This window comes from Janthinobacterium sp. GL_088 (assembly GCF_057837845.1).
In genome coordinates, this window is the sequence record NZ_CM174453.1 from 2389722 (window position 1) to 2416518 (window position 26797).

Annotated in this window: 28 protein-coding genes; 19 read left to right on the forward strand and 9 right to left on the reverse strand. The window is 62.3% G+C overall.

Annotation, left to right across the window (positions count from 1 at the left end; translation table 11 throughout):
* Positions 1 to 64: 64 nt before the first annotated feature.
* Positions 65 to 430, forward strand: coding sequence for a hypothetical protein (locus AC3IQ7_RS10955; RefSeq protein ID WP_489209517.1), 366 nt, complete (start codon positions 65 to 67; stop codon positions 428 to 430).
* On the opposite strand, the gene AC3IQ7_RS10960 is transcribed toward AC3IQ7_RS10955, so the two are convergent.
* Complete coding sequence (locus AC3IQ7_RS10960) at positions 407 to 1147, reverse strand: alpha/beta fold hydrolase (protein ID WP_489209519.1); 741 nt, start codon at positions 1145 to 1147, stop codon at positions 407 to 409. The two genes, AC3IQ7_RS10955 and AC3IQ7_RS10960, sit on opposite strands and share 24 nt — an antisense overlap.
* Positions 1148 to 1281: 134 nt before the next feature.
* Between AC3IQ7_RS10960 and AC3IQ7_RS10965 the strand changes: the two genes are divergently transcribed.
* Positions 1282 to 2319, forward strand: a complete 1038-nt coding sequence (locus AC3IQ7_RS10965) for a hypothetical protein (protein ID WP_322428087.1) — start codon at positions 1282 to 1284, stop codon at positions 2317 to 2319.
* A gap of 2 nt (positions 2320 to 2321) precedes the next feature.
* Here the strand turns inward: AC3IQ7_RS10965 and AC3IQ7_RS10970 are convergent, their stop codons facing one another.
* The 5 genes from AC3IQ7_RS10970 to kynU form a co-directional block, all read right to left on the reverse strand.
* The gene (locus tag AC3IQ7_RS10970) at positions 2322 to 3347 is read right to left on the reverse strand and encodes a leucine-rich repeat domain-containing protein (RefSeq protein ID WP_489209521.1); all 1026 of its coding nucleotides are present in this window, start codon (positions 3345 to 3347) and stop codon (positions 2322 to 2324) included.
* Positions 3348 to 3349: 2 nt separating this feature from the next.
* The gene (locus tag AC3IQ7_RS10975) at positions 3350 to 5404 is read right to left on the reverse strand and encodes a hypothetical protein (RefSeq protein WP_489209522.1); all 2055 of its coding nucleotides are present in this window, start codon (positions 5402 to 5404) and stop codon (positions 3350 to 3352) included.
* A 107-nt stretch (positions 5405 to 5511) separates the two neighbouring features.
* The gene (locus tag AC3IQ7_RS10980; RefSeq protein ID WP_099380611.1) at positions 5512 to 6057 is read right to left on the reverse strand and encodes an RBBP9/YdeN family alpha/beta hydrolase; all 546 of its coding nucleotides are present in this window, start codon (positions 6055 to 6057) and stop codon (positions 5512 to 5514) included.
* Between the two features lie 15 nt (positions 6058 to 6072).
* The gene (kynA, locus tag AC3IQ7_RS10985) at positions 6073 to 6960 is read right to left on the reverse strand and encodes a tryptophan 2,3-dioxygenase (protein ID WP_489209525.1); all 888 of its coding nucleotides are present in this window, start codon (positions 6958 to 6960) and stop codon (positions 6073 to 6075) included.
* Positions 6961 to 6968: 8 nt separating this feature from the next.
* Entirely contained in the window at positions 6969 to 8219 is a 1251-nt protein-coding gene (kynU, locus tag AC3IQ7_RS10990) for a kynureninase (RefSeq protein WP_489209527.1), read from the reverse strand.
* A 608-nt stretch (positions 8220 to 8827) separates the two neighbouring features.
* Here kynU and flhD point away from each other — a divergent pair.
* The 14 genes from flhD to cheY all read left to right on the forward strand — a co-directional run bounded on the left by flhD (position 8828) and on the right by cheY (position 21749).
* Positions 8828 to 9145 (forward strand): flagellar transcriptional regulator FlhD, encoded by a 318-nt coding sequence (gene flhD / locus AC3IQ7_RS10995; RefSeq protein WP_034758381.1) that lies wholly within the window; start codon positions 8828 to 8830, stop codon positions 9143 to 9145.
* 39 nt (positions 9146 to 9184) lie between these two features.
* Positions 9185 to 9748 (forward strand): flagellar transcriptional regulator FlhC, encoded by a 564-nt coding sequence (flhC, locus tag AC3IQ7_RS11000; protein WP_077401979.1) that lies wholly within the window; start codon positions 9185 to 9187, stop codon positions 9746 to 9748.
* A 109-nt stretch (positions 9749 to 9857) separates the two neighbouring features.
* The gene (locus AC3IQ7_RS11005) at positions 9858 to 10619 is read left to right on the forward strand and encodes a class I SAM-dependent methyltransferase (RefSeq protein WP_489209530.1); all 762 of its coding nucleotides are present in this window, start codon (positions 9858 to 9860) and stop codon (positions 10617 to 10619) included.
* Positions 10620 to 10838: 219 nt separating this feature from the next.
* Positions 10839 to 11699, forward strand: a complete 861-nt coding sequence (gene motA, locus AC3IQ7_RS11010) for a flagellar motor stator protein MotA (RefSeq protein WP_077401985.1) — start codon at positions 10839 to 10841, stop codon at positions 11697 to 11699.
* A 58-nt stretch (positions 11700 to 11757) separates the two neighbouring features.
* Positions 11758 to 12735, forward strand: a complete 978-nt coding sequence (gene motB / locus AC3IQ7_RS11015; RefSeq protein WP_099380614.1) for a flagellar motor protein MotB — start codon at positions 11758 to 11760, stop codon at positions 12733 to 12735.
* Between the two features lie 46 nt (positions 12736 to 12781).
* Entirely contained in the window at positions 12782 to 13330 is a 549-nt protein-coding gene (locus tag AC3IQ7_RS11020) for a chemotaxis protein (protein WP_099380615.1), read from the forward strand.
* An 83-nt stretch (positions 13331 to 13413) separates the two neighbouring features.
* On the forward strand, positions 13414 to 13779 hold the full coding sequence (locus tag AC3IQ7_RS11025) for a response regulator (RefSeq protein WP_034758362.1): 366 nt from the start codon (positions 13414 to 13416) through the stop codon (positions 13777 to 13779).
* 43 nt (positions 13780 to 13822) lie between these two features.
* Positions 13823 to 16024 carry a chemotaxis protein CheA gene (gene cheA / locus AC3IQ7_RS11030; RefSeq protein WP_099380616.1) on the forward strand — a complete coding sequence of 734 codons (2202 nt, stop codon included), beginning with the start codon at positions 13823 to 13825 and terminating at the stop codon, positions 16022 to 16024.
* 30 nt (positions 16025 to 16054) lie between these two features.
* The gene (locus AC3IQ7_RS11035) at positions 16055 to 16561 is read left to right on the forward strand and encodes a chemotaxis protein CheW (protein ID WP_034758356.1); all 507 of its coding nucleotides are present in this window, start codon (positions 16055 to 16057) and stop codon (positions 16559 to 16561) included.
* A gap of 179 nt (positions 16562 to 16740) precedes the next feature.
* Positions 16741 to 18462 carry a methyl-accepting chemotaxis protein gene (locus AC3IQ7_RS11040; RefSeq protein WP_489209535.1) on the forward strand — a complete coding sequence of 574 codons (1722 nt, stop codon included), beginning with the start codon at positions 16741 to 16743 and terminating at the stop codon, positions 18460 to 18462.
* A gap of 71 nt (positions 18463 to 18533) precedes the next feature.
* Positions 18534 to 19406, forward strand: a complete 873-nt coding sequence (locus tag AC3IQ7_RS11045; RefSeq protein ID WP_034778025.1) for a CheR family methyltransferase — start codon at positions 18534 to 18536, stop codon at positions 19404 to 19406.
* A 9-nt stretch (positions 19407 to 19415) separates the two neighbouring features.
* Positions 19416 to 20024, forward strand: a complete 609-nt coding sequence (cheD, locus tag AC3IQ7_RS11050; RefSeq protein ID WP_034758343.1) for a chemoreceptor glutamine deamidase CheD — start codon at positions 19416 to 19418, stop codon at positions 20022 to 20024.
* 108 nt (positions 20025 to 20132) lie between these two features.
* Positions 20133 to 21203, forward strand: a complete 1071-nt coding sequence (locus tag AC3IQ7_RS11055) for a protein-glutamate methylesterase/protein-glutamine glutaminase (RefSeq protein ID WP_034778028.1) — start codon at positions 20133 to 20135, stop codon at positions 21201 to 21203.
* A 147-nt stretch (positions 21204 to 21350) separates the two neighbouring features.
* Entirely contained in the window at positions 21351 to 21749 is a 399-nt protein-coding gene (gene cheY / locus AC3IQ7_RS11060; RefSeq protein WP_010396677.1) for a chemotaxis response regulator CheY, read from the forward strand.
* Positions 21750 to 21820: 71 nt separating this feature from the next.
* Here cheY and AC3IQ7_RS11065 read toward each other — a convergent pair whose 3' ends face one another.
* Both AC3IQ7_RS11065 and AC3IQ7_RS11070 read right to left on the reverse strand, forming a co-directional pair.
* Complete coding sequence (locus AC3IQ7_RS11065; RefSeq protein ID WP_489209539.1) at positions 21821 to 22714, reverse strand: SDR family oxidoreductase; 894 nt, start codon at positions 22712 to 22714, stop codon at positions 21821 to 21823.
* 76 nt (positions 22715 to 22790) lie between these two features.
* Positions 22791 to 23543, reverse strand: a complete 753-nt coding sequence (locus AC3IQ7_RS11070) for an SDR family oxidoreductase (RefSeq protein WP_489209541.1) — start codon at positions 23541 to 23543, stop codon at positions 22791 to 22793.
* Positions 23544 to 23757: 214 nt separating this feature from the next.
* Here AC3IQ7_RS11070 and AC3IQ7_RS11075 point away from each other — a divergent pair, with 214 nt between their 5' ends.
* The 3 genes from AC3IQ7_RS11075 to AC3IQ7_RS11085 all read left to right on the forward strand — a co-directional run bounded on the left by AC3IQ7_RS11075 (position 23758) and on the right by AC3IQ7_RS11085 (position 25910).
* Positions 23758 to 24282, forward strand: a complete 525-nt coding sequence (locus AC3IQ7_RS11075) for a hypothetical protein (protein WP_322428094.1) — start codon at positions 23758 to 23760, stop codon at positions 24280 to 24282.
* A 124-nt stretch (positions 24283 to 24406) separates the two neighbouring features.
* On the forward strand, positions 24407 to 24844 hold the full coding sequence (locus AC3IQ7_RS11080) for a hypothetical protein (RefSeq protein ID WP_489209543.1): 438 nt from the start codon (positions 24407 to 24409) through the stop codon (positions 24842 to 24844).
* A 97-nt stretch (positions 24845 to 24941) separates the two neighbouring features.
* Positions 24942 to 25910 (forward strand): IS1595 family transposase, encoded by a 969-nt coding sequence (locus AC3IQ7_RS11085; RefSeq protein WP_489209545.1) that lies wholly within the window; start codon positions 24942 to 24944, stop codon positions 25908 to 25910.
* A 41-nt stretch (positions 25911 to 25951) separates the two neighbouring features.
* Here AC3IQ7_RS11085 and panC read toward each other — a convergent pair whose 3' ends face one another.
* Positions 25952 to 26791, reverse strand: coding sequence for a pantoate--beta-alanine ligase (panC, locus tag AC3IQ7_RS11090; protein ID WP_099380687.1), 840 nt, complete (start codon positions 26789 to 26791; stop codon positions 25952 to 25954).
* Positions 26792 to 26797: the final 6 nt, after the last annotated feature.

Below are 26797 nucleotides of genomic sequence, written 5' to 3' on the forward strand. Positions count from 1 at the left end.
CCGATGACATCGGCAACAAAATCGCTATGATGCGGCTTTGCACGGGACGATACGGATGATTGCCATGAAGAACCGCCTGATGGCGGGCCTGGGCGCGCACGCGCTGGGCTGCCTGCTGTTTATTGTGTTGAGCTGGCTGGGTTTTTACCTGTACACGCAGCAGTTCGGCAGCCTTGGCTCGCGTGGTGTGGCCGGCGGCCTGGCCTTGCTGCTCGTGTTTTATGTGTATGCGGGCACGAATCTGCTGCTGGCGCTGTTGCCGCCCGGCAGGTGGAAGCCGGCGCTGTGCGGCTTGCTGGGCGCGGCCGTGCTCGCGTATCTGTTGCCTCAGCATCCGCTGCGGGCAATCTACTTCAGCGCGCTGGCGGGCGGCTTGAGCTGGCTGGCCGTGCTGGCCGGCGCGCGTTTAAGCGGATACCTGCGCGGCTGACAGGCCAGCGAGAAAAGCGGTGACGGCGCTGGCTGCCGCTTCCGGCGCCGCCTGCAGCAGCATGTGCGGCGCAGCGATGTCGGCCAGTTGCGCGCCGGGCGCCTGCAGCAGTATCTGCAGGGCGTTCGCCGGCGGCACCAGGCGGTCGTGGCGCGCGCGCAGATACAGCACGGGCAGACTGCCGCGCGCGAAGCTGCGCGAGGCGTCTGTTTCGCTTATTTCCAGCACGGCGCGCAGGCGCTGGCGCAGTACGCTGGGCGGCACTTGCGCCAGCGCCGCTGCCAGTTCATCCTGCAATTCCGGCGTGGAGCAGGGCGCCAGCAGCGCCTGGCGCAGGGCGAAGCCGGGCATGGCGCCAAAGGGCACAAGGCCGAGCAGGTGGCGCAGCGGCGCCAGCATCGGACGCGGATTGCGCACGAATGAACAGCACAGGATCAGGGCGCGCATGCCGGGTGGCGGATCGGCGCGCAGGGCTGCCCCCAGCGGTCCGGAAAACGATTCGGCCAGCACGACGAAAGGGCGGTCCTGCGGCAAGCGCTCGCGCACGAATGCTTCCAGCGCCGCGTAATCGAGCGGTGCAGCCGGATAGGCGATGGCCAGGGTGTCGATGGCGGCCTGCGCGCGCAAGGCGGCGTCAAAACGGTGGAATAGCCGGGCTGTGCCATCCATGCCGGGCAGGAGGACAAGCAGGGGCGAGGCGTGGGTGGGAGTCGTCATTGCGGCAATCATAGCAGCCGCGCCGGCATATGCACTGTCCGCCAGCGGCACGGCATGGGCGCTGGCGCCATGCTAGAATCGCCAGCGCGTCATGCGTGGCCGTAAGAGCGGTCAAATCCCCGACAGACAGAATCATGCATATCATTTTTTCGAATTACCGTACCCTGGGCGGCGCCTTGCTGGCAGCGTCCTGTGTCCTTTCCCAGCCCGCCTGCGCCACGGCGGCACCTTCGGCGCCGGCCGGGAAAAGCCTGTCTTCTCTGCTGGCCGGCGGTCCCTTGCCGCGCCTGAGCGAAGACCCGCAAGTGCGCGCGGCCCTGTTCGATTTCTTCGGTTACGCGCGCGGCAGCTACACGGAAGACGATGAACTGCTGCTGGCGCAGGCGCTCGAAGCGATCAGCGAAAAGCGCGACGCCACGCGTACCGTGCTGGCCGATGGCCGCCAGTTGCTGGCGTCGATGAATGACCGCAAGCAGGGCCGTGAGCGGGGCGCCATGTTGCTCGACAAGCGCGGCGCCATCATCGCCTTTGGCCTGGTCAACGGGCATTGCCACCTGGAGGGCCAGCCGCTGGCGAAAGTCTGCAATCCCGATCCGAATGCCGTGCTGACGGTATTCCACCGCAAGGGCATGCTGGTCGGGGATGCGGCGCCCTTGCTGGCCTGGGCCAGGCAATTGCCGCCCATGCTGGCGTTGATCGCGGGCGACAAGGAAGCGGGCGCCGATGGGCAGAGGATCGCCAGCGTCGAATATGTGCTGGCGCAACCGGCCCTGCCGGGCTGGAATCGCGCCCAGCTGCCGCCCGCGTATCCGCCGGCGCTGCTGCCGCTGCTGCTCGATAAGTCTACTGTGTTGACGTCGGCCGGCGCCGGCGTGTTTGCCTATCCGCTTACCTTGAAGGGCAAGAAGCAGAACAATGTACTGGACCATGCGGAAGGCCGCCCGCCGCGCGACCTGGAAGTGGCGCTGCGCAGCTATGCCAGTTTCGATACGGTGGTGGAGCGCTATCGCCGGGTGGCCAAGGGCGCCAGGCTGCAACGCAACGAGCGCACGGCCTACCTCGATGGCGACATGGGGCAGGGCAGTTACCGCGTCTACATCCGCAACACGGGCGCGGATGGCGTGATGATCGACGTGGCGCTATGGCAGCGCAAGCTGGCGGCCGGCCGCTGATATTAGCAAGGGCGCGCCTGTTCGTAGCCCAGTTGCGCCAGCTGCGCGGCGATGGCGTCGTCGCGTGTTTTCCTGCCCGTGCGCAGGCGCGCATGCGTCAGGGATGCGGGCAAGCCATGCGCCAGCAAGGCGTCGATGTCGAGCATGGTCTCGGATGCCGACAGCTGGCGCAGGGCGGGCAACGTGGCCAGGCCGGGCAGGCTGTCGAGCGTCTTGCAGGTGTGCAGATTCAGGCGTTCGAGCGCGGAATTGGGTCCCAGCGCGATCTGCCGCAGCTTGATCTGGTCTTCCACCCATAGGGCCTGCAACAGCGGGAAACGGCCGATATCGCCCAGTGTTTCCAGGCCGCGCACGCGTATCACTTCCAATTTCCGCAACAGCGGCGCCTCGATGTGCGCGAGCGATTCGCGGCCGCCCAGCTGCAACAGCAGCCTGTCCAGGCGGGCCATCTCTGAAATAAAATCCAGCGGCACCTTGTTCTTGATGCGGTACAGCGACAGCTCGTGCAGCGCCGGCAGGCTGGCCAGGGTGTCGATGTGCTGGTGGTGGCCCTCGATGGCCAGGCTGGCCAGGTGCGCATACTGGCGCAGCGGCGCCAGGTCGATATTGTTTTTGGCCGACTCGCCCAGATACAGGAATTCGAGGCCGCGCAAATTGTCCAGCTGCAGGATGTCGGCCTCGGCCAGCTGGTACACGCCCAGGCTCAGGCGCTTCAGGTGGCGCAGCTCGCCCAAGGTTTCCAGATGGATGGCTTGCCAGTGGCAATCGATGGACAGGCTGGCCACATGCGGCAGCGCGCGCAGGATGCGGGCATCGAACACCCGCGGGTCGTAACCGTAGATGCGGATGGTCAGCGCCGTGCCGCAGTTGGCGGCCAGGGCGTCGAGGTCGGCCAGCAGCGGCTCCGGCTCGCCCAGGGTATCGAACTGCACCAGCACCTGCTGGCCGCCCGCGATGGCGGCGCGGATCGCCCTGGCGTCGATGCGCCCGGGATTCTGGATGCGCTGCGGCTGTGTTGTTTGCGTCATGATCATAGTCCTATCGGATAGTCGACTTTCCTGGGGGGAGGACAGCCTTCCGGCCCCGGAAACGTCTGCTTGCCCGTGTCGTCGTAGCGCTTGCCGCACTCCACGAGCACGCGTTTGCGGAAGGTATAGATGCTGGCCACCTTGCCGTTCGGGTGGTAGCAGATATTGTCGCCGTCGCGGTCGGTCGAAGCGTAGCTGATCATGGTCTCGCCGTTGACCGTGCGGGTGCTGTGGCCGCTGCGCGGCTCCGTGCATTTGAGCTGGCCGCTTTCGTAATAGACGTTGAGGACGGAGGTGTCGGCGGCGCGGTCTACCAGCAGTTCGTCCTTGCGCTTGCCGTTCGGGTAGTTCGAATAGCCTTCCTGGCGCTGGCCAAACTGGAAGGCGTAGTAATACTGCGGCTTGCCGTCCGGGTAGTACATGTGGTGGTACTCGCATACGTCGTCGCGCGTGCTGCCGGACTCCTTGAAGGTGCAGCGGTGGATGTCGTTGAGCAGCTGGCCGTCCTCATAGTACTCGCGCAGGTGCGTGAGCAGGCGGCCCTGGTCGATGACGGCCAGGCGCTCCGGCTTGCCGTTCGGGTAGTAGCGCGCGTCCAGGCCCTGCTTCTTGCCCATGTCCCACAAGGTGTCGAGACGCAGGATCTTGCCGCTGTCGTCGAACGCCTGTTCGCGCCCATCGAGCTGGCCGCTGCGGTAGGAGGCCGTGTAGACCGCGTATTCCTTGCCGGCCGGGCCCAGATAGCGCGTACGGCTGCCTTCGAGCACGCCCGCCTGGTAATGGTCGCGCACGCGCAGCGCGCCTTGCGCATCCGTGTCGAGGGCCTCGCCCTGTTTTTTGCCTTGCACGTAAGTGACGCTTTGCGTGGCCTTGTCCTTGAGCTTGAGCTTCCACGGCCCGTCGCGCAAGCCTTCGATGAAGCTGCCGTCGCCGTCTTCCGTGATCCACGCGCCATGGCGCGCGCCGTTGACGTAGTTGCCGCGCGTTTGCAGCTTGCCGCCCATGCTGCGTTCGTGCGGGCCGTTCAGCTGGCCGCCCGCGTAGGTGTCGAAGCCCGTCACTTCCTCTGCATCGGCATAGTTGACGACCGTCCAGCGGCCTTCGCGCTTGCCGGCCCGGTACATGCCGCTCTCGCTCTGCTTGGGATAGTTGAAGGACCACAGGCCTTCCTGCAGGCCGTTGACGAAATGGCCTTTTTCGCTGCCTTCGTGCATGCCGTCGCGCACCCACAGGCCCTGGCGCTTGCCCTTCACGTACTGGCCCCGCTCGACCACCGAACCGTCGTCCCAGGCCAGGCTGTAGATGACGGAAGGGCCTTCCTGGCTGCCTGTAAACTGCTTCGGCGCCGTTTCCCACGTCACTTGCCACAGGCGGTAATTGCGCAGGATGCCGGCGCCGACATCGCTGTACAGGGTGTAGCTGGCGGTGAGAAAACGATCGCCATTTTTCTGGAAGGTTTTCTTGTAGATGATGGCGTCCTGGCTGCCAGCCGCCACGGGCTTGCCCTCATCGCTGTAGTAGCCGACGATGGTGCCCTGCGTATGGTCGATGGCGTCGAAGTCCGCATTGCCGCTCTTGCCGCGCGCGACGCTGTAGTCCATCGGCGCCAGCTTCGCCAGCGCCGCCTTGACCTGGCCCGCGTTGGGCGCGGCACTTTGCGCCACGATGCGGTTCAGGGCCGGCTGCAAGCCGTCCAGGCGCCGGTACTTGCCGGAACTGCGGTCGTAGCGGTAGGCGCGCAAGCCATTCTTGTCGCCCTGACGGAACAGCACCAGCATGGTTTGCACGCTGTCGTTCGTCTCCTGGTCCAGCGAGGCGTAGAAGACGGAGCGGATGACGGCATTGCCGAACTGGTCGAGCAATATGGGTTTCGAGCCGCTGCCCTTGCACTCGCAGTAATAGCCATTGACGCCTTCTTTTTCCTTGAGGAAGGCGATATCGAGGCCGCTGTCCTGCGAGGCGCTGATGGCGGGATGGGCGAGGCTCTTGCCTTCATAAAAGGGCGCGCCGTGGGCCAGCGCGGAGCAGAGGAGCAAGGGCAGAAGCAGACGTTTCATCGTGTGGCTGGCGCCGGGGCGCCGCTATGGAAAGGCCACGATTCTGCCTGCGTTCTTCCTTGTGGGCAAATAGCGGTGCTTCTATCGTGTGCGCGTGCGCGCCCCGTTCAGGGCTGGTGCGCGGCGCAGAAGTCCAGCAGCAGCTGTTCACCGTCCGGCCAGGGGCCGTAGCCGGCGTCGCCATTGATATGGCCGGCGTCGCCGATCATGGTGAAATCGCTGCCCCAGGCGGTGGCAAACGCGCGTGCCCGCGAGAAGCTGACGTAGGGATCATCGCCACTGGCGACCACCAGGCTGGGGAACGGCAAGGCTTGCAGCGGCATCGGCGCAAAGCCCGTCGTGCCGGATGGGTAGGAGGGCGCTTCCACATCGCTGGGGGCGACCAGGAAGGCGCCGGCGATCTTGTGCGGCGAACCGCTGGCCGCCCAATGGGCTACCAGCGTGCAGGCCAAGCTGTGCGCCGCCAGCACGGGCGGGCGCTCGCAGACGGCGATGGCGCGGTCGAGTTCCGCCACCCATTCGTCCTTGTCCGGCGTCTGCCATTCCCGGTGCGGCACGCGCGACCATTGCGGGTGGCGTGTTTCCCAATGGGTTTGCCAGTGCTGCGGCCCGGAATTCCACAGGCCGGCCAGGGTCAGGACGAGAGACGACATCGATGCTCCTTAAAGTTATAACTCCGTGCGAAGGGCAAAGAGCTCCGGGAACAATACCACGTCGAGCATCTTGCGCAAATAGCTGACGCCCGCCGTGCCGCCCGTGCCCGTCTTGAAGCCGATGATGCGTTCGACCGTCGTCACGTGGCGGAAGCGCCAGAAGCGGAAGGCCGTTTCCAGGTCGACCAGCTTTTCGGCCAGTTCGTACAGGGCCCAGTGTTTCGACGGGTCGCGGTAGACTTCCAGCCACGCCGCCTTGACGGAGGCGTCGGCGCTGGTCGGCAGGGTCCAGTCGGCGTTCAGGCGCTCGGGGGAGATGGGCAGGCCGCTGCGCGCCAGCAGCTTGATCGACTCGTCGTAGACGGACGGCGCGCGCAGGGCGGCGTCGAGCACCTTGTAGGTATCGGGCGCTGTCGTATGTACGTTGAGCAGGGCCGCGTTCTTGTTCCCCAAAATGAATTCGATCTCGCGGTACTGATAAGACTGGAAGCCGGAGGAGGCGCCCAGGTAAGGGCGGATGGCCGTGTATTCGGGCGGCGTCATGGTGGCCAGCACGTCCCAGGCATGCACCAGCTGGTCCATGATGCGCGCCACGCGGGCCAGCATTTTAAACGCGGGCGCGAGGTCGCCGCTTTGCAGGTTGGCGCGCACGGCGTGCATTTCGTGCAGCATCAGCTTCATCCACAATTCGCTCGTCTGGTGCTGTACGATGAACAGCATTTCGTTGTGATTCGGCGACAGCGGATGCTGGGCCGTCAGAATGCGGTCCAGCGCCAGGTAATTGCCGTAGCTCATGGATTCGCTGAAATCCATCTGCGCGCCATGCCACTGCGCATCCTGGCCGCTCGCATGCATGGGGCAGCCGCTGGTGTTTTCCTTGTTCATATTCTTGTCGTCGCTCATGGGATGGTTCAGGTGACCGCATCGCGCTTGGCGGCGATGTCGTAGGCTAGTGTGTCGAGGATGTCGCGCAGGATTTCCACGGCATCCCACACATCGGCAAAGCTCGTGTACAGGGGCGTGAAGCCGAAGCGCATGATGGCCGGTTCGCGGTAGTCGCCGATCACGCCGCGCGCGATCAGCGCCTGCATCACGGCATAGCCGTGCGGGTGCGTGAAGCTGACCTGGCTGCCGCGCCGTGCATGCTCGCGCGGCGTGACGAGGCCCAGCGGATGGCTGGCGCAACGCTGTTCCACCAGCGCGATGAACAGATCGGTCAGGGCCAGCGACTTGCGGCGGATGGCTTCCATGCTCGTTTGCGCAAAGATATCGAGGCCGCATTCGACCAGGGCCAGCGAGAGTATCGGCTGCGTGCCGCACAGGGCGCGGGCGATGCCGTCGGCTGGCGCGAAGCCGGGCTCCATGGCGAATGGCGTGGCGTGCCCCCACCAGCCGGACAAAGGCTGGCGGAAGCGCGCCTGGTGTTTTTCCGGCACCCAGATGAAGGCGGGCGAGCCGGGGCCGCCGTTCAGGTACTTATAGGTGCAGCCGACGGCCAGGTCGGCGCCGGCGCCGTTCAGGTCCAACGGCACGGCGCCGGCCGAATGGGCCAGGTCCCACAGCGCCAGCGCGCCTTGCGCGTGGCAATGGCTGCTGATGGCGGCCATGTCGTGCTGGTAGCCGGTGCGGTAGTTCACGTGCGTGAGCATGGCGACGGCGCAATCGGCGTCGATGGCTTGCGCCAGTTCGTCCGGGCTGTCGACCAGGCGCAGCTGGTAGCCGCGGTCGAGCCAGGCGGCCAGGCCTTGCGCCATGTACAGGTCGGTGGGGAAGTTGCTGCGTTCGCTGACGATGATTCTGCGCGCGGCCTGCGCGGGATCGCTGGCCTGCATCTGCAAGGCGGCGGCCAGGGCCTTGAACAGGTTGACGGAGGTGGTGTCGGTGATCACCACTTCACCCGTGCCGGCGCCCAGCAACGGGGCCAGGCGGTCGCCCAGGCGCTTGGGCAGGTCGAACCAGCCCGCCGTATTCCAGCTGCGGATCAGGTCGGTGCCCCATTCGGCCATGATGACGTGCTGCGCGCGGGCCAGCGCCGCTTTCGGCCGCGCGCCCAGGGAATTGCCGTCGAGGTAAATCACGCCTTGCGGCAAGTCGAATTGCTGGCGCAGGGGCGCCAGCGGGTCATCGAGGTCGCGCGCGCTGCAGTCATGTCGAGAAATCATGGTGGCTTTCATATTGATACTTGTCTGGGTGGCATGATATTGCTTGAGGCTTAAAGTATCACGCGGAAGTGGCAGTGTAGCAAATTCCCGCCGCAAAAACGTGTTTCCTGGCATGGGCAGGCAGTGAAAAAATGCACGTTTGTGGGGCGTCAACGAAAAAGATCACGATTTTTTTAAAATATTTTCAAATAACCCTAAAGTTTTGCCAGACGCCGCCGTCAACGATTACATGAACGGTGTCAAACCGACGGAAAAAGAATGCGGGCTTTTTAAATATTTTTCAAAAAAGCCCTAAAGTTCCTGCCAGGGCAGCCGTTATCTAGGTAGATAGACTTGATTCTTATCAAGTTGTTGTAAAAAAGTGATATTTTTTACAGGCCAAAAGTCGGCTAAATCCGACACAGAGCCAACCTCCCACATCCGCGCCATTGCTGGCGTGCGAGCATGATCGAGCAGTGTTTGTCAGACAAACACCTACGATCCCATCAGCTATTCCCCGACCAAAAATACAGCGCTACGCCTCTGTTGCGTTTAATGTTGCTCCTGCAGAATGTATCTCACTGGCAACACACAACGCCAGCTGAATTCAACGGATTGAGGAGATGGAAATGACTGCTAACGACATGATGGCTGAGATTCGCGACGCTAACCTGAGCTACCTGATGCTGGCCCAGCAAATGATTCGTGCGGACAAGGTAACGGCCATCTTCCGTTTGGGCATTGCCGCCGAAATCGCGGAATTGATCGAAGGCATGAGCAATGCGCAGATCCTGAAACTGGCTGGCGGCAACATGATGCTGGCCCGCTTCCGCTTCGACGACAGCGCCATCCTGGGCATGTTGACGAACTACAATAAAGACCGCTCGCTGGCACAATCGCACGCGGCTATCCTGATGGCCGGCCAAGGCGTCGAAGAAATCGCTTAAGCTTTTAAATTAGTACTCGTCAGTCGCGGAGCAAGCAGCATGGCCAAGAAAAGTGTCGTATCGGAAGCGCAGGAAATCCAGTTGGCCATCGAATTGATACAGCTGGGCGCCCGTTTGCAACTGCTGGAGACCGAAGTCTCGCTGTCGCGCGAACGCCTGCTGAATCTGTACAAGGAATTGAAGGGCGTCTCGCCGCCCAAGGGCATGCTGCCGTTTTCCACCGACTGGTTCATCACCTGGCAACCGAATATCCATTCCTCGCTGTTCATCAATATCCACAAATTCCTCGTTGACCACGCCGGCGCCACGGGCATCGAAGCCGTAATGAAGGCGTATAAGCTGTATCTGGAACAGATGCCACCCGAAGCGGGTGAAGAGCCCCTGCTGTCGCTGACGCGGGCCTGGACCCTGGTGCGCTTTTTCAGCAGCAAGATGCTGGACATGGCCCCTTGCGGCAAGTGCGGCGGCAAGTTTGTCGTCAACTGCCTCGACCTGAACGCCGATTATGTCTGCGGCCTGTGCCACATGCCTTCGCGTGCCGGCAAGACCAAGAAGGCGCGCGATGAAGCGGCCGCTGTCGCGCCGCCGAGCGTCACCGCCTGATATTGTCCCAATAATAGCCTCAGTGAAAACCGGAGCGGTCGCCAGACCGGACTCCGGTTTTTTCATGGTGCTTTCGCTTACACTGGCATTTTCTTCCGTTGACTGTCCCATGCTGCAACAAATCCTGCGCGCGCCCGCGCTCAAGGCCATCCTGATCCAGGTGCTGGCCTTTCCCTTGATGTTGCTATTGGTATATGGCCTGGCGCGTGCCGGCGTGGCCATGTCGTTGCCGGCCGTGGCGCTGGTGCAGGGCGTGCTGGCGGCGCTCATCACGTGGCGCGCGGGACTGGCGCGGTGGTGGTGCGCCATCGGCCTGCTGTTCGCGCCTGCCTTGCTGGCAGCCAGTCTGCTCGATCTGCCGCCGGCCGTGTTCCTGGCGGCCTTTGTTTTCCTGCTGAGTTTGTACTGGTCGACGTTCCGTACGCAAGTGCCGTTTTATCCGTCGGGGCCGAAGGTATGGCAGGCGGTGGCCGAGCTCATCGCGGACCGTCCCGGCGTGCGGCTGGTCGATATCGGCAGCGGCCTGGGCGGCCTGGTGCTGGACCTGGCGCGGCGCCGGCCCGACGGGCAGTTTTCCGGCATCGAGCTGGCGCCGCTGCCGTGGCTGGCAAGCCGCGTGCGCGCGGGGCTGGCGGGCAGCCGCGCGCGCTTCCTGCGTGGCGATTACGAGGCGCTCGATTTCGGCCGCTACGATGCCGTCTTTGCCTACCTGTCGCCGGCGGCGATGGCGGCCCTGTGGCGCAAGGCGGAAAGGGAAATGTTGCCCGGTAGCATGCTTCTTAGTTACGAATTCCAGATCGCGGCACGCGCGCCCGATAAGACCATCGCCGCCACAGAGGGTGGCCCTTTACTTTACATATGGTGCTTTTAAGCAATTGTCTGCGTTATTTGCTTGCCCGTAGGGCAATCTCACGTTATTGTAGTTCCACACGGCATTTTCTCGGATTTGCATTGAAAAGCAGCGCATTTCAATTAACTTCCGGTTGCTTTTTTTGCCGCTGTCTTTGCCGGCGGCGCAGCCGCCAGAAGACAGGAACAGGTTTGAACATGCCGGGCACACAGCCGCGGCCATTATTGGGAGTCAGGGCACTTGTTAGTCATAATCGGATACATCATCGTCTGCGCCTCGGTCTTTGGCGGCTTCGCGCTGGCCGGCGGCCATCTGGCGGCGCTGTTCCAGCCGCTGGAGTTGCTGATGATCGGCGGCGCCGCCCTGGGCGCCTTCCTTGTTGGTAACAATAACAAGGCCATCAAGGCGACGATCGCGGCCTTGCCCAGCCTGTTCAAGGGTTCGCGCTATACCAAAGAGCTGTACATGGAACTGATGTCGCTGCTGTTCGAAGTGCTCAGCAAGGTGCGCAAGGAAGGCTTGATGTCGATCGAAGGCGATATCGACAAGCCCGAGGAAAGTCCGCTGTTTTCCAAGTATCCGGCCGTGCTGGCCGACCACCACATCGTCGAATTCATGACCGATTACCTGCGCTTGATGGTATCGGGCAACATGGATGCGTTCCAGATCGAAAACCTGATGGACAACGAAATCGAGACGCACCATCACGAAGGCGCCGTGCCGGCCCACGTGATCGCCAAGGTGGGCGATGGCTTGCCCGCTTTCGGTATCGTCGCCGCCGTCATGGGCGTGGTGCACACGATGGAATCGGTGGGCATTCCGCCGGCCGAGCTGGGCATGCTGATCGCGCACGCGCTGGTCGGTACCTTCCTCGGCATCTTGCTGGCGTATGGTTTCGTCGGCCCGCTGGCCAGCCTGCTGGAACAGAAGCTGGAAGAGTCGAGCAAGATGTTCCAATGCGTGAAAGTCACCCTGCTGGCCAGCCTGAACGGCTATGCGCCGGCGCTGGCCGTGGAGTTCGGCCGCAAGGTGCTGTTCTCGACCGAGCGCCCGACGTTCAATGAGCTGGAAGACCACATCAAGAAATCGAAAACGAAGTAAGCAGTGAATATACGCCTGGACACCATGAGTCATTTGCAGCACACGGAAGGGGGACGCCATGGCCGATGAAGGCATGCGCCCGATTATCGTCAAGCGTATCAAGAAGACGGCTGGCGGACACCATGGCGGGGCGTGGAAAATCGCCTACGCCGACTTTGTCACGGCCATGATGGCCTTCTTCCTGCTGATGTGGCTGCTGGGTTCCACCTCGAAGGGCGACTTGAACGGCATTTCTGAATTCTTCAAGACACCCTTGAAAGTGGCGATGGCGGGCGGTTCCGGCAGCGGCGAGAGCAATTCCGTCATCCAGGGCGGCGGGCAGGACTTGTCGCGCCAGGATGGACAAGTGCGCAAGGCGCAGGAAGAGCAGCAGCGCAAGTCGTTCGACCTCAATTCCGCCAAGGCCGCGCTCGAACGCGAGGAAGGCAAGCGCCTGCAGGCGCTCAAGGCGCGCATCGAAGCGACCATCGACGCCAATCCCCTGCTGAAAAAATACAAGAACCAGTTGCTGCTCGATATCACCAGTGAAGGCTTGCGCATCCAGATCGTCGACGAGCAGAACCGTCCGATGTTTGCGCTGGCCAATGCGAATCTGCAACCGTACACCAAGGAAATCCTGCACGCCATCGGCTCGGTCCTCAATGAAGTGCCGAACCGCATCGGCCTGTCCGGGCATACGGATTCGACGCCCTACATGAGCGATGCCGGCTACAGCAACTGGGAACTCTCGGCCGACCGCGCGAATGCGTCGCGGCGCGAACTGGTGATTGGCGGCATGAAGGAAGAGAAAGTATTGCGCGTGGTGGGACTGGGTTCGGCCGCCCACCTGGACAAGCTCGACCCCTTCAATCCGATCAACCGGCGCATCAGCATCATCGTCATGAACAAACGCACGGAAGAAAATGTCCTGCGCGATGGTTCGGCGATCGAGCTGCCGGTGACCGATGCCGCTTCCGCCGCAGTCGCTTCAGGGCTGGCGGCCGGTGCGCCGCCCGCGGCGGCGCCAGCCCCCAGCCCGGTAGCGGCGAAAAAATAACACGCAAGGCTGTCGACGCGTGGTGTATTGAAACAATGAGACCTTTATGACAAGAAAGAAAATACTTGGCTCGCATGTAAAGCGCCTGCTGTCTGGCGTGTCGGACCATGGCCGCAAGCACTTGACGGAGGTGGAAACCGACCTGGTGCAGACCGGCATCTTGCTGGAAGAGGCGATCGAGAAGCTGTCCTTCAATTTCATGGCGATACACGCAGCCGTCGCTGCGCAGCAAGACACCATCGCCCTGCTGCTCGACGGCGGTATTCCGGCCGAGCAGCAGCGCGAAAAACTGCTGGCGTTGCAGGAGGAGGTGGGGGGCTACGTGAATGCCGCCATCACCAGCCTGCAGTTCCAGGACATGACCAGCCAGCTGATCGAGCGCACCTTGAAGCGCGTGACGGGCTTGCGCGAGTTCCTCGGGACCCTGGGCGAGCATGGCGCGGAGATGTTGCCGGAGAGCGACAATGAAGAGATTGTCGCCTTGCTGGGGCGGGTCAGCATGGCGCTGGCGATTCAAAGCCTGGAGTTGCGCAGCGTGCTGCGCAAGGCTGTCAGTCAACAGCATTTGGAAAGTGGCGACATCGAGCTGTTCTAGCATGCCAGTGTGGAACGCTTGTGGTTGCATGGATTGATTAATCAAATACTCGGGCAGGATGCCCGGAATAAGTGGGAGCAAAGATGGCCAAAACGATACTTGCAGTGGACGATTCCAGCTCATTGCGCCAGATGGTGGCGTTCAGCCTGAAAGCCGCCGGTTACCAGGTGGTGGAGGCCGTCGACGGCCAGGACGGACTGGAAAAAGCCAAGCTGCAAACCGTGGACCTGGTCTTGACGGACCAGAACATGCCGCGCATGGATGGCCTGGAGCTGATCAAGCTGCTGCGCGAGCTGCCGACCTACCAGAAGGTGCCCATCCTGATGCTGACGACGGAGTCGTCGGACGAGATGAAATCGAAGGGACGTGCCGCCGGCGCCAATGGCTGGCTGGTCAAGCCGTTCGATCCGCAACGCCTGATCGAAGTGGTCAAGAAGGTGATCGGCTGATGCCAGCCGCGCAGCACAACGATGCAATTGACGGAGTCACCCTATGACCATCGATATTAGCCAGTTTTTTCAGGTCTTTTTCGATGAGGCCGAAGAACTGCTGGCTGAAAAAGAACGGCTGCTGCTGGCCGTTGATATTGCGGCGCCCGACGCCGAAGACCTGAATGCCATTTTCCGCACCGCCCATTCGATCAAGGGCGGCGCATCGACGTTCGGCCTCTCCGACATGAGCGAGGTGACGCACATCCTCGAGTCGCTGCTCGACCGCATCCGCCAGGGCCAGATGGCCCTGACGGCGGAACATGTCGACGCCTTTTTGGCGGCCAAGGATATCCTCAAGATGCAGCTCGACGGCCATCGTCTGGGCAGCGCCGTCGATCAGGATGCCGTGGCCAATGTGCGCATGATGCTGCAGTCGTTCTCGCAGGACGTGCCCGTGGCCGCGCTTACACCCGTCGCGCCAGCCTTCCATACGGCGGAAAAGGCCGCCGTCAGCCATGCCGGCGGCCATCGCATCCGCCTGGAGCTGCCGGCCATGGAGCCGCGCGAAGTCGAGGCGCTGGCGGCTGAACTGGGCTTGCTCGGTGACGTCGTCGTGTCCGCCTTGCCCGACGCGCGCAAGGTGCTGGAAGTGACGACGCATGAAAGCCTGGACGATATCCTGGCTATCTGCTCGTTTGTGCTCAATCCGGACGACATGGTGATCACGCAGGCGCCGCCACTGGCGCCAGGCGAAGCCGAAGCGGCCCGCGCGGCGCAGGAAAAAGCGCAAGGTTACGGTTTCTTTGACCCGCTGCCAGGCACGCCAGGCGCGCAGGGCGCGGCGGATCCCGGCTATGGCTTCTTCCAGCCGCTCGAGGACATCCGCGCCGCCGCCGGCGTGCAGAACGATACCGAACAGGGCTACGGCTTCTTCCAGCCGCTCGAACAGATTCGCGCCGACGCGGCCAGGGCGGGCAACGCCAGCGCTGCCGCTGCGCCGGCCGTGGCCAGCGCCGTGGCCGAAGCGGAGCAGGAAAAGAAACCGGCCAAGAAAGAGGGCGACAAGGCCGGCGCCGAATCGTCGTCGATCCGCGTCTCGATCGAAAAAGTCGACCAGCTGATCAACCTGGTGGGCGAACTGGTGATCACGCAGGCGATGATCGAGCAGCGCGCCAGCGCGCTCGACCCGATGCTGCATGAAAAACTGCTCGACAGCGTCAGCCATCTGACGCGCAACACGCGCGACTTGCAGGAAGCGGTGATGTCGATCCGCATGATGCCGATGGATTTCGTCTTTTCGCGCTTCCCGCGCATGGTGCGCGACCTGGCGACGAAACTGGGCAAGAAGGTCGACTTCATCACGAATGGCGCCGCCACGGAACTGGACAAGGGCCTCATCGAGCGCATTGTCGATCCGCTTACGCACCTGGTGCGCAACAGCATCGACCATGGCGTGGAAATGCCGGCTGCCCGCGTGGCCGCCGGCAAGACCGAAGCTGGCCGCTTGTTCCTCTCGGCCAGCCACCAGGGCGGCAACATCATCATCGAAGTATCCGATGATGGCGCTGGATTGAACCGCGAGCGTATCCTGGCCAAGGCCGCGCAGCAGGGCCTGGACGTGTCCGAGACGATGAGCGACGCCGACGTGTGGCAGCTGATTTTCGCGCCCGGTTTTTCCACCGCCGAAGCGGTCACCGACGTGTCGGGCCGCGGCGTGGGCATGGATGTCGTCAAGCGCAATATCAGCGCCATGGGCGGCGTCGTCGACATCCGTTCGGCCAAGGGCTTCGGCACGACGATTTCGATCTCGCTGCCGCTGACCCTGGCCATCCTCGATGGCATGTCGATCCGCGTCGGCGACGAAGTGTATATTTTACCGCTGGGCTTTGTCATCGAATCCCTGCAGCCAGCCGTTGAGGATATCAAGGACATCAGTGGCAAGGGGCAGGTGGTGAAAGTGCGCGGCGAATACCTGCCTTTGATCCCGCTGTACCAGATGTTCGACATCGCGCCGCGCTTTACCAGTCCCTCGGAAGGCATCTGCGTGATCCTCGAGACGGAAGGGCGCAAGGCGGCCCTGTTTGTCGACGACCTGGTGGGACAGCAGCAAGTCGTGGTGAAAAACCTCGAATCGAATTACCGCAAGGTGGTGGGCATTTCCGGCGCCACCATCCTGGGCGATGGCGGCGTGTCGCTGATTCTCGATGTCGCCGCCCTGATCCGTTCCTCTCGCCAGCTGGCCGACGAGTCCATTTTTTCGTAATACCGATAGATAAAGATAGGAAAACGCACCATGTCAGATACTCAACAAACATCCGGAAGCAATGCGGGCGACGGCAAGGACATCGCCGGCCGTGAATTCCTGGCCTTCACCCTGGGCTCCGAAGAGTACGGCATCGATATCCTGAAGGTCCAGGAAATCCGCGGTTACGAAGCGGTTACCCGCATCGCCAATGCGCCTGAATTCATCAAGGGCGTGATCAACCTGCGCGGCATCATCATCCCCGTGGTCGACATGCGCATCAAGTTCAACCTGGGCACGCCCGTGTACGACCAGTTCACGGTGGTGATCATCCTGAACATCGGCGGCCGCATCGTCGGCATGGTGGTCGACAGCGTTTCCGACGTCACCACCCTGACGCCGGAGCAGGTCAAGCCGGCGCCGGAAATGGGCACCGCCTTCTCGACCGACTACATGATCGGCCTGGGCACCATCGACGAGCGCATGCTGATCCTGGTCGACATCGACAAGCTGATGTCGAGCAGCGAGATGGGCCTGATCGACAAGCTGGCGGCGTAAGCGGCAGCAAGGCGGCGCCCGGGGCGCCGCCGTTTTGGCACGCAAGAATCACTACAGATATGCATGTACCGGCGCGGGCAGAGGCGCGCCGGCAGGCTGCAAGGTCCGTCAGAGACCAGGCCACAACACGGCGCCGTCCGGTTGAACGGGCGCCGTTCACATAAATATTGGAGACTGTAATGAGTTTGCGCGATTTCAAGATAGGCACCCGGCTGGGGATAGGTTTTGGCAGCATCCTCGCCATCCTGGTGGTAGTGATCGTTTCGGCGAATGCACTGAATTACCGTAACAAGGCCCAGTTGCTCACGGGCCTGGAACTGGCAAGCGAAAAGAATACGCAGGCGTCGCTGATGAAAAGCGCGATGCTGGAAACCGGTATCGCCATGCGCAATATCGGCCTGCAGGGCGATGTGGGCCTGATGCAGGTGGAGGAGGGCAAGGTGCGCGAGCAGCGCAAGCTGTACGACGGCGCGCGCGGCAAGCTGGCCAGCCTGGGCCTGTCCGAGGGCGAGAAGGCGCTGCTGGCCAATATCGCCAAGGTCGACGGCGATGTCGATGCGGCCTTCAAGGAAGCGATGGGGCAGGTGCTGGCGTTTAACAGCGAGGGTGCGGCGAAGGTGATTGCCACCCGCATCGACCCCTTGAACAAGAAGACCCTGGCCGATATCAACAAGCTGCTCGACTTGCAGCATGTGGCGCAGCAAAGCTTCATGGACGACTCGCTGGCGGCCGATGCGCGCCTGATGACGGTATTGTTCATCCTGGGCGGCGCGGCGGTGGCGATCGGCGCCTGGTGCGCCATCTTCATCACGCGCTCGATCACGGTGCCGCTGTCGGGCGCCCTGGCCGTGGCGCAGAAAGTGGCGGCCGGCGAGCTGACGTCGCGCGTGGTAGTCGAAGGCAAGGATGAAACGAGCGCCTTGCAGCAGGCGCTCAAGGACATGAACGAGAGCCTGGTGCAGACGGTCAGCGACGTGCGCAATGGGACGGACACGATTACCGTGGCGTCGCGCGAGATCGCCAGCGGCAATGCGGACCTGTCGGCGCGCACGGAAACGCAGGCCAGTTCGCTCGAAGAGACGGCATCGTCGATGGAAGAACTGACGTCGACCGTGAAGCAGAACGCGGACAACGCGCGTCAGGCCAACCAGTTGGCCGTGTCGGCGTCCTCGGTGGCGGAGCAGGGCGGCAAGGTGGTGGCGCAAGTGGTCGATACCATGGGCTCCATCAAGGACAGTTCGCGCAAGATCGTCGATATTATCGGCGTCATCGACGGCATCGCGTTCCAGACGAATATCCTGGCCTTGAATGCGGCCGTCGAGGCGGCGCGCGCAGGTGAGCAGGGACGCGGTTTTGCGGTGGTGGCGTCGGAAGTGCGCAATCTGGCGCAACGCTCCGCTGGCGCAGCGAAAGAGATCAAGGGCCTGATCGGCGACTCGGTCGACAAGGTCGATGCCGGCAGCCGCCTGGTGGATGAGGCGGGGCAGACCATGGGCCTGATCGTCACGTCGATCCGGCAGGTGGCCGACATCATGGGCGAAATCACGGCGGCAACGCAGGAACAGAGCCATGGCATCGAGGAAGTGAACCAGGCCATCGCGCAGATGGACCAGATGACGCAGCAGAACGCGGCGCTGGTCGAGGAAGCGGCAGCGGCGGCCGAAAGCATGCAGGACCAGGCGCAGAAACTGGCCGATGCCGTCAGCATCTTCAAGCTCGATGGCGAGAGCGCGGCGCCGGCGGCCATGCCCGTACCCGCGCCAGTAGTCAAGGCGGCGGCACGGCCGGCGCCGAGTGTGGCGGCAACTACACGGCGGTTGGTAAAGACGGCGCAAGCCGGCACGCCACCGCCCGCGAAAAAGCTGGCGGCGGCCGGCGGCGACGATTGGGAAGAGTTCTGACGCCAACCCGGTCCCGCTAGTTATACTTGCAAAGGCATTGGTCAGAGTTGTCATAGAGAGGTAAAAACAAAATGCCGCAAACTAAAACGGATTCGGTCAAGGAATTTGATTTCACTGGCAAGGACTTCGAAAGGGTCCGCGCCATGATTTACAAGCGGGCCGGCATCGCGCTGGCCGACAGCAAGCAGGAGATGGTCTACAGCCGCCTGGCGCGGCGCCTGCGCGCGACCGGCATCTCCTCGTTCGTCCGCTACCTGGACGACCTGGAAGCGGGCCGCATGGGCGACGAGTGGGAAGCGTTCACGAATGCGCTGACGACCAACCTGACGTCGTTCTTCCGCGAGGCGCATCATTTCCCGCTGCTGGCCGAGCATGTGAAAAAACTGAGCGGGCCGATCACCATCTGGTGTTCGGCCAGTTCCACCGGCGAGGAGCCGTATTCGATCGCCATGACGGTGTGCGAGGCGTTCAATACGCTCACGCCGCCGGTCACCATCATTGCCACGGACATCGACACGAACGTGCTGGCCACGGCCGCCAATGGCGTCTACAACCTGGACCGGCTCGACAAGATGCCGGCCGACCGTGCGCGGCGCTTTTTCTTGCGCGGCAAGGGCGATCGCGAAGGACAGGTGCGGGTGCGCCCGGAGCTGCGCCAGATGATCACTTTCAAGCCGCTCAACCTGCTGGCCGACAGCTGGCCATTGACGGGCCAGTTCGACGTCATCTTTTGCCGTAACGTGATGATTTATTTTGACAAGGCGACGCAGCGCAAGATCCTGTCGCGCTTTGTGCCCTTGATGAAGCCGGATGCCCTGCTGTTTGCGGGCCATTCGGAGAATTTTCTGTACGTGTCGGATTCATTGAAGCTGCGCGGTAAAACAGTCTATGAGCTCGATCAGCCTCGGGGCGCCGCGCCCAAGGCATCGTCGCATCGTACATGAGAGTGAAATATGAGCCTGGAATCCAAAGAGCAATTCGCCACTAACGTCTATTACGACAGGACGTTCAATTGTGACGCCGCCAAGATCTTGCCTGGTGAGTACTACTTTACCAACAAGGACATGCTGATCGTCACCGTGCTCGGCTCCTGTGTCTCGGCCTGCATCCGCGACCGCGTCACGGGCCTGGGCGGCATGAACCACTTCATGCTGCCCGATGGCGGCAGCGACCCGAATAGCCCGATTTCCGCGTCGATGCGTTATGGCACCTACGCCATGGAAATCCTGATCAACGATTTGCTGAAGGCGGGTGCGCGGCGCGAGAACATGGAAGCGAAAGTGTTCGGCGGCGGCGCCGTGCTGCGCGGCTTCACGGCGATCAACGTGGGCGAACGCAATGCGGCTTTCGTCATCAATTACCTGAAGGCGGAAAAGATGCGCGTGGTGGCGGAAGACCTGAACGACATCCACCCGCGCAAAGTGTATTTCTTCCCCCGCAGCGGCAAGGTGCTGGTGAAAAAGCTGATGCAGACGCATAACGATACGCTGGTGCGCCGCGAACTCGATTACGCCAGCCGCTTGAAAGTCGCGCCGGTGGGTGGCGAGGTCGAGCTGTTCTGATAAGCACCAGAGCAAACCTGCTGCGCGTCGTGCTGTGCGGCTTGCGGGGGTCTGTCCGGTGTACTAATTTAATAAAGAATAAGGGCCGCAAGGCCTGGAAGGAAGAATATGAAGATCAAGGTTTTGATCGTGGATGACTCGGCGTTGATCCGCAGCGTCATGACGGAAATCGTGAACAGCCAGCCCGACATGGAAGTGGTGGGCGCGGCGCCCGATCCGCTGGTGGCGCGCGAGATGATCAAGCAGACCAACCCCGACGTGCTGACCCTCGACGTCGAGATGCCGAAGATGGATGGCCTCGATTTCCTGGAAAAACTGATGCGCTTGCGCCCGATGCCGGTATTGATGGTGTCGTCGCTGACCGAGCGTGGTTCGGAAATCACCATGCGCGCGCTGGAACTGGGCGCCGTCGATTTCGTCACCAAGCCGAAGATTTCCATCCAGAGCGGCATGCGCGAGTACACGGACATGATCGCCGACAAGATCCGCGCCGCTTCGAAGGCACGCATCCGCGCGCGCACCCTGCCGTCGGCCAGCGACAAGGTGGCCGCGCCGCTGCCTGCGCTACGCAGCCCTTTGACGTCGAGCGAAAAGCTGATCATCGTGGGCGCCTCGACGGGCGGCACGGAAGCGATCCGCGAATTCCTCATGCAGATGCCGTCCGATTGCCCCGGTATCCTGATCACGCAGCACATGCCGGAAGGCTTTACGCGTTCGTTCGCGCGACGCCTCGATTCGCTGTGCAAGATCTCGGTGCAGGAAGCGGCGGGCGGCGAACGGGTGCTGCCCGGTCACGCCTACATCGCGCCCGGCCATTCGCACCTGACCCTGACGCGCAGCGGCGCCAACTACATGACCAAGATCGACCAGGGCGAGCCGGTGAACCGCCACCGCCCGTCCGTCGATGTGCTGTTCCGTTCGGCCGCGCAATCGGCCGGTAAGAATGCCGTCGGCGTGATCCTGACCGGCATGGGCAAGGATGGCGCGCAAGGCATGTTGGAGATGAAGGCCGCAGGAGCGTATAATTTTGCGCAGGATGAAGCCAGTTGCGTGGTGTTCGGCATGCCGCGCGAGGCGATCGCCGTCGGTGCCACGCATGAGGTTGGCGCTCTGACGGCGTTGCCTGGCATGGTGCTGGGACACCTGGCCGCGCATGGCATGCGTGCTTTGCGCGTGTAAGCCACGTTTTATATGATCTGAGGCAAGTTTGTTCGCCTAAAAGCAACGAAAATGCTATCCTACAACTTGCTGCCGTAGTGTCGACCATAATGTCGGCATTCATGTCGATATTATTAACAAACCGCTACAGAAACAACGGAGTTATTCATGGCTGATCCAAAGATGAAATTTTTAGTCGTTGACGATTTTTCGACGATGCGCCGCATTGTCCGGAATCTGTTGAAGGAACTGGGTTATGCCAACGTCGATGAGGCGGAAGACGGCGTGATGGGCCTGGCCAAGCTGCGCGCGGAATCGTATGATTTCGTCGTGTCGGACTGGAACATGCCAAACATGGATGGCCTGACGATGCTGCAGCATATCCGCGCCGATCCCGCACTGGCCAAGCTGCCTGTGCTGATGGTCACCGCCGAAGCGAAAAAAGAAAACATCATCGCCGCCGCCCAGGCTGGCGCCAGCGGTTATGTCGTCAAGCCGTTCACGGCCGCGACTCTCGATGAAAAGCTGAACAAGATTTTCGAGAAGCTGGAAAAAGCCGGCGCCTGATCACGGCTTGAGACGGTTCAAGAAAAAACGCTGCCAGTGCGAACTGGCAGCGTTTTTTTTCACCCCTTGCTTCAGGCTGCGGCGTGGATGAACAGCAAATCGTCGATGCCGATGCGCCGTGCAAAGTCGATGCGCACCTGTTCGGCGATTGCCGATACTTCGCGCGCGCCGTCGCCGATAAAATCGATCACCGTGCGAAATGGGCGCTGGCCGGCGGGCAGGCCCACCACGCGCACGATTTCGTCGGCCACGGCCTGCGGGTCGGCACCGATTGGCGTCAGCGCCGACAGGCGCGCGCCCACCTGGTCCATCAAGCCGTCATAGCGCGCGTACGCGGCGCTGGTGGCGAGATCGGCCGGCTTGCCCGCGTTCGGGAAGTGCGCCGTGCCGCGCGTGAAGGCGCCGGGCGTGACGATGGACGTTTCGATGCCAAAGCGCGTCAATTCATACGACATGGTGACGGCAATCGAATCCATGGCCGCCTTGGCGGCCGCGTATGGCCCCATGAACGGCGGAAAGCCGCCGCGCGTGGTGGTACTGCTGACCCACAGCAGCAAGCCGCTGCCGTGCGCCCGCATGGCGGGCAGGACGGCCTTGTTGACCCGCTGGGCGCCGATCACGTTGGTGTCGAAGACGTGTTCGATTTCTTGTGGTGAAAACGCTTCCATGGGACCCGTGACGAGACCGCCCGCATTGTGAATGATGACGTCGAGCCGGCCCTGTTCGGCCAGGATGGTGGCGATGGCCGCATCGGCCGATACTTGCGATAGCACATCCAGTTCCAGTGCGCGCAGGTCGGTGCCGTGGGCCTTGGCGAAATCGCGCAACTCTTGCACGCGTGGCGCATTGCGGCCCTGTGTGTCGCGCATGCTGGCGTAGACCGTGTGGCCGGCGGCGGCCAGGGCACGGGCGGAGAGGGCGCCGATGCCGGTCGAGGCGCCGGTAATCAAAATGACTTGTTTCATGATATGGCTCGTAAAGGATTTGATTGAATATTCACGACACCTGGCAAAACCGACGCGCAGCAGGTTTAGCCAGGTGTTATACCAGGCCGCCATTGGCGCGCAATGTCTGTCCATTGACCCAGCGGCCATCCGGGCCAGCCAGGAAGGCCACAGCGGCGGCGATGTCGTCCGGCGTGCCTAGGCGTTGCAGGGGTGTCATCTTGCTCATGCGTTCTATCATTTCCTCCGTCTTGCCGTTCAAGAACAGGGCGGTGGCCGTGGGGCCGGGGGCGACGGCATTGACGGTGATGTTCTTGCCGCGCAATTCCTTGGCGAAGATATTCGTCATCGCCTCGATGGCTGCCTTGGTGGCGCCGTAGACGGAGTAGCCGGGCAGCGCCAGGCCGATCACGCTGCTGGAGAAATTGACCACGCTGCCGCCGTGCCGCAAACGCGTCGCCGCCTGGCGCATGGTGTTGAAGCTGCCCTTGACATTGATGGCGAACAGGCTGTCGAAGGTGGCATTGTCCGTGTCGGCCAGGGCGGGCAGCACGGGCGGCATGATGCCGGCGTTGTTGACCAGCACGTCGACACCGCCGAAGGCCGCTTCGGCCGCATCGAACAGGGCTTGCACGTCGTCCGCATCGGCCACGTTGGCCTTGACCGCGATGGCGGCACCGCCGTCGGCAAGAATGGCCGCCACCAGTTCGTCCGCCGCGTCCTTGCCGCTGGCGTAATTGACGACGACCTGCATGCCATCGCGTGCCAGGCGGCGGGCGATGGCGGCGCCAATGCCGCGCGAGGCGCCCGTGACGATGGCAACTTTGTCGGGATGGGGTGTTGTGTTCATGGTGCTTCTCCTGTCGCGTGGGAGGCCCGAAATGCCGAGCCAGTGCAGTCATTGTGATCTTTGTTTGATTGTGGATAAAGATGGTTAATATGGTTTTACTGTGCAAACAGAAATAACAATGACTGTTGGCCTGCATGGCACAGTGCAGGCAGGAATGTCCCCTTTATCGGCCTTGCCGACTCGCCTACAGTGCTGGTTTCCCTTGGAGGCCACTATGTTTCAACGATTGTCCCTGGTTCTGCTTGCCGCCGGCGCGCTGCTGTTGCCGCTGGCCCGCTACGCCTATTCCTTCAACGCCAAGCATCCACCAGTTGCCATGCAAGCATCTGTCACCTATCTGCACCTGCTGCGCAAGACGCCTTTCTTCACGCAATTGAACACGGCGCAGTTGCGTGACGTGATCGCCCATGCGCAGGAGTGGGAAGTCGAGGCGGGAACGCCCATCGCCGCGAGCAAGGACGGCGATGGCGCCATCTGGATCTTGCTCGATGGCGGCTGGCAGGTGGAAGCGGGCGGCAAGGTCTATCCTGCCCTGCATGACGAGGCCGGCAAATGGTATGGCGGCGTAGCCGTGCAGGGCGCAGCCTTGCCGTCGCGGCTGGTGGTGAACCAGCACAGTTATGTGATGCACATCAGTGCAGGTGACTTTGCCCGCATGCGCGAACAAGGCTTCGATTTCGGCGCCCACGTGCGCCAGGGCGAGCAGTTTTACGGTGGGATTTTGCGCAATATCGACTAACTACAACTAGTTACGAAGAGGAATGAAATATTTCCATAAGTTAACTTTACACTTCAACTAAAGTGGCCCATGATCGCTGCAGTATTCCACCTTTGTCCTCGACCCCGACAAGAAGGAGCGCACGATGCGCCGAGCACCCGTATTATTTTTTGCCCTGAGCACGGCCCTGTTGACGGCCTGTGGCGTGAGCCTTGAACAAACCGCCGTTGCGCCTGTCGCGTCTGTCGAGATGCAGGAGCCTGCCGATGCTGATGGCAGGCATGCCTACCTGCACCGCGTGGGCGGCCATGACTATGTCAGCCTGAACCAGAATGGCCCCGAGGGCGGTTTGCCGATACTCACGGGCACGCAGCGCCATGCGCACGCCATCCGTTTGCTGGCGGCCGATCCGGCCCAGGTGCGGGCCATCCTGCGCAGCCTGAGGCTGCCTGCAAACCAGCGCAAGCTGTGGGCGGGAGAAGAAATCGTGCTCGATGCGGCCAGTTATGACATGTTGCAAGCGGCCCGCGGCAGCAGCAAACCGCTGTTTGCCGAACTCAAGCTGGTAGGGGTGGAGAGGTAAAAAAGAAGGCTCTGTCATCGGTAAATAGGGGAACTGCCGGAATCTTCCCTTGGCATTGCTGTCTGACTCTGCATAGTTACCACACAGGGAGCAGATCATGCAGCCAGCCGAATGGATCCGTTTTATCGCCCAGTTTGCTCACCTGAACCGACGCCAGCGGCAGACAGGCATCGCCCTGCTGCGTGGCAACGCACCGCAAGACGCGACCGTCGCGTTGCTGGAAAGCGTGGCGCAGCCGCGATTGGCCTGTCCCGCCTGCCGCTCGCCTCACCTGCACCGGCATGGCCATGCGCACGGCTTGCAGCGCTACCGCTGTGTGCCTTGCGGACGCACTTTCAATGCCTTGACGGGCACGCCGCTGGCCCGCTTGCGTCACAAAGCGCTATGGATCGCGTATGCCGATTGCCTGCTCGACTCCGCCTCGGTGCGCCAGGCCGCTCAGCAGCTGGGATTACACCGCAATACCACGTTTCGCTGGCGCCACTGCTTTCTCAGCGTGGCGAAGACGGACCGGCCGCATGGCCTGCATGGCATCGCCGAGGCCGATGAACTCTACGTGCTGGAATCGGAAAAGGGATCGAGGCAGATGACGCGGCCGGCTCGCCGCCGGGGCGGCCATGCCTTTAAACGCGGTATCTCGAATGAGCAAGTCTGCATCCTGGTGGCGCGCGACCGCACGGGCCAGACCCTTGATTTCGTCACGGGCAAAGGCGCGTTGACGAAGGCGCAGCTGCACCGATGTTTGTTGCCTGTCATCGACAAGGATGTTCTGCTGGTAACGGATGGCCATGCGGCCTACCGGGCATTTGCCAGGGAAGCGGGTATCAGCCACGAGGCCGTCAACTTGCGCGCCGGCATCCGTGTGCAGGGCGCCGCGCATGTGCAGAACGTCAATGCGTATCACAGCCGCCTGAGACAATGGCTCGGTCCGTTTCATGGCGTGGCCACGCGCTACCTGCCAAATTACCTGGGCTGGCGCTGGATACTCGACGCCGGACGCATCCGTTCACCAGAAACGTTATTGAAAGCAACGCTGGGAGCATTCCCACATTTGATGGTGACATAGCCAAAAAGAAACGGGGCCGAATGGCCCCGTTGTGACAGTGCTTATATTTCGAGGTTGTCGATGAGTCTGGTTTGCCCCAGCTTGGCGGCGGCCAGCACCACCAGCGGTTCACCGGCGGCCAGTTCCGCAGCGTTTGGCGCTTGCAGGTTGGCGCGCTTGCGCACGGCGATGTAGTCCGATTTCCAGCCGCGGTTGTCCAGCAATTGCATGGCCGCCTGTTCCAGTTCGCCGACGGCCAGGTTGCCCTTGCGCACTTCCTCCGCGACGAAGTTGAGGCCCTTGTACAGTTCCGGCGCTTCCGCGCGTTCGCTTTCCGACAGGTACATATTGCGCGAGGATAAGGCCAGGCCATCGTCTGCGCGGTAGGTTTCCGCGGCAATGATTTCCGTCGGCAGCGCGAACTGGCGCGCCATGTTGCGGATGATCATCAGTTGCTGGTAATCCTTCTTGCCGAACACGGCCACCCGCGGACCCACGCACGAGAACAGCTTGGTGACGACCGTGCACACGCCTTCGAAGAAGCCGGGGCGGAACTCGCCTTCCAGGGTATTGCCCAGGTCATCGGGCGGGCGCACGCGGTATTCCTGCGGTTCCGGATACAGTTCCTTTTCCGTCGGCGCGAACAGCACGTACACGCCTTCCTTTTCCAGCTTGGCGATGTCGGCCGCCATGGTGCGCGGATATTTTTCGAAGTCTTCGTTCGGGCCGAATTGCAGGCGGTTCACGAAGATCGAGGCGACGACGGGGTCGCCATGCTTGCGCGCCAGGCGCATCAGCGACAGATGGCCTTCGTGCAGGTTGCCCATGGTGGGGACGAACGCCGTGCGCAGCTGTCCGCTGAGCTGGTCGCGCAATTCTTCGATGTCGGAAATAATTTTCATGGATTG

Excerpts from the sequence above, each read along its gene's own strand:
- AC3IQ7_RS10975 (WP_489209522.1), bottom strand. The coding sequence starts at position 5,404 with ATGAAACGTCTGCTTCTGCCCTTGCTCCTCTGCTCCGCGCTGGCCCAC.
- cheD (WP_034758343.1), top strand. The coding sequence starts at position 19,416 with ATGAGCCTGGAATCCAAAGAGCAATTCGCCACTAACGTCTATTACGAC.
- AC3IQ7_RS10955 (WP_489209517.1), top strand. The coding sequence starts at position 65 with ATGAAGAACCGCCTGATGGCGGGCCTGGGCGCGCACGCGCTGGGCTGC.
- kynA (WP_489209525.1), bottom strand. The coding sequence starts at position 6,960 with ATGAGCGACGACAAGAATATGAACAAGGAAAACACCAGCGGCTGCCCC.
- AC3IQ7_RS11025 (WP_034758362.1), top strand. The coding sequence starts at position 13,414 with ATGGCCAAAACGATACTTGCAGTGGACGATTCCAGCTCATTGCGCCAG.
- panC (WP_099380687.1), bottom strand. The coding sequence starts at position 26,791 with ATGAAAATTATTTCCGACATCGAAGAATTGCGCGACCAGCTCAGCGGA.
- AC3IQ7_RS10965 (WP_322428087.1), top strand. The coding sequence starts at position 1,282 with ATGCATATCATTTTTTCGAATTACCGTACCCTGGGCGGCGCCTTGCTG.
- AC3IQ7_RS11075 (WP_322428094.1), top strand. The coding sequence starts at position 23,758 with ATGTTTCAACGATTGTCCCTGGTTCTGCTTGCCGCCGGCGCGCTGCTG.
- AC3IQ7_RS11045 (WP_034778025.1), top strand. The coding sequence starts at position 18,534 with ATGCCGCAAACTAAAACGGATTCGGTCAAGGAATTTGATTTCACTGGC.
- cheA (WP_099380616.1), top strand. The coding sequence starts at position 13,823 with ATGACCATCGATATTAGCCAGTTTTTTCAGGTCTTTTTCGATGAGGCC.
- kynU (WP_489209527.1), bottom strand. The coding sequence starts at position 8,219 with ATGATTTCTCGACATGACTGCAGCGCGCGCGACCTCGATGACCCGCTG.
- AC3IQ7_RS10960 (WP_489209519.1), bottom strand. The coding sequence starts at position 1,147 with ATGACGACTCCCACCCACGCCTCGCCCCTGCTTGTCCTCCTGCCCGGC.
- AC3IQ7_RS11020 (WP_099380615.1), top strand. The coding sequence starts at position 12,782 with ATGACAAGAAAGAAAATACTTGGCTCGCATGTAAAGCGCCTGCTGTCT.
- AC3IQ7_RS11055 (WP_034778028.1), top strand. The coding sequence starts at position 20,133 with ATGAAGATCAAGGTTTTGATCGTGGATGACTCGGCGTTGATCCGCAGC.
- AC3IQ7_RS11085 (WP_489209545.1), top strand. The coding sequence starts at position 24,942 with ATGCAGCCAGCCGAATGGATCCGTTTTATCGCCCAGTTTGCTCACCTG.
- AC3IQ7_RS10970 (WP_489209521.1), bottom strand. The coding sequence starts at position 3,347 with ATGACGCAAACAACACAGCCGCAGCGCATCCAGAATCCCGGGCGCATC.
- AC3IQ7_RS11035 (WP_034758356.1), top strand. The coding sequence starts at position 16,055 with ATGTCAGATACTCAACAAACATCCGGAAGCAATGCGGGCGACGGCAAG.
- AC3IQ7_RS11005 (WP_489209530.1), top strand. The coding sequence starts at position 9,858 with ATGCTGCAACAAATCCTGCGCGCGCCCGCGCTCAAGGCCATCCTGATC.
- cheY (WP_010396677.1), top strand. The coding sequence starts at position 21,351 with ATGGCTGATCCAAAGATGAAATTTTTAGTCGTTGACGATTTTTCGACG.
- AC3IQ7_RS11080 (WP_489209543.1), top strand. The coding sequence starts at position 24,407 with ATGCGCCGAGCACCCGTATTATTTTTTGCCCTGAGCACGGCCCTGTTG.
- AC3IQ7_RS11065 (WP_489209539.1), bottom strand. The coding sequence starts at position 22,714 with ATGAAACAAGTCATTTTGATTACCGGCGCCTCGACCGGCATCGGCGCC.
- AC3IQ7_RS11070 (WP_489209541.1), bottom strand. The coding sequence starts at position 23,543 with ATGAACACAACACCCCATCCCGACAAAGTTGCCATCGTCACGGGCGCC.
- flhD (WP_034758381.1), top strand. The coding sequence starts at position 8,828 with ATGACTGCTAACGACATGATGGCTGAGATTCGCGACGCTAACCTGAGC.
- motB (WP_099380614.1), top strand. The coding sequence starts at position 11,758 with ATGGCCGATGAAGGCATGCGCCCGATTATCGTCAAGCGTATCAAGAAG.
- AC3IQ7_RS11040 (WP_489209535.1), top strand. The coding sequence starts at position 16,741 with ATGAGTTTGCGCGATTTCAAGATAGGCACCCGGCTGGGGATAGGTTTT.
- AC3IQ7_RS10980 (WP_099380611.1), bottom strand. The coding sequence starts at position 6,057 with ATGTCGTCTCTCGTCCTGACCCTGGCCGGCCTGTGGAATTCCGGGCCG.
- flhC (WP_077401979.1), top strand. The coding sequence starts at position 9,185 with ATGGCCAAGAAAAGTGTCGTATCGGAAGCGCAGGAAATCCAGTTGGCC.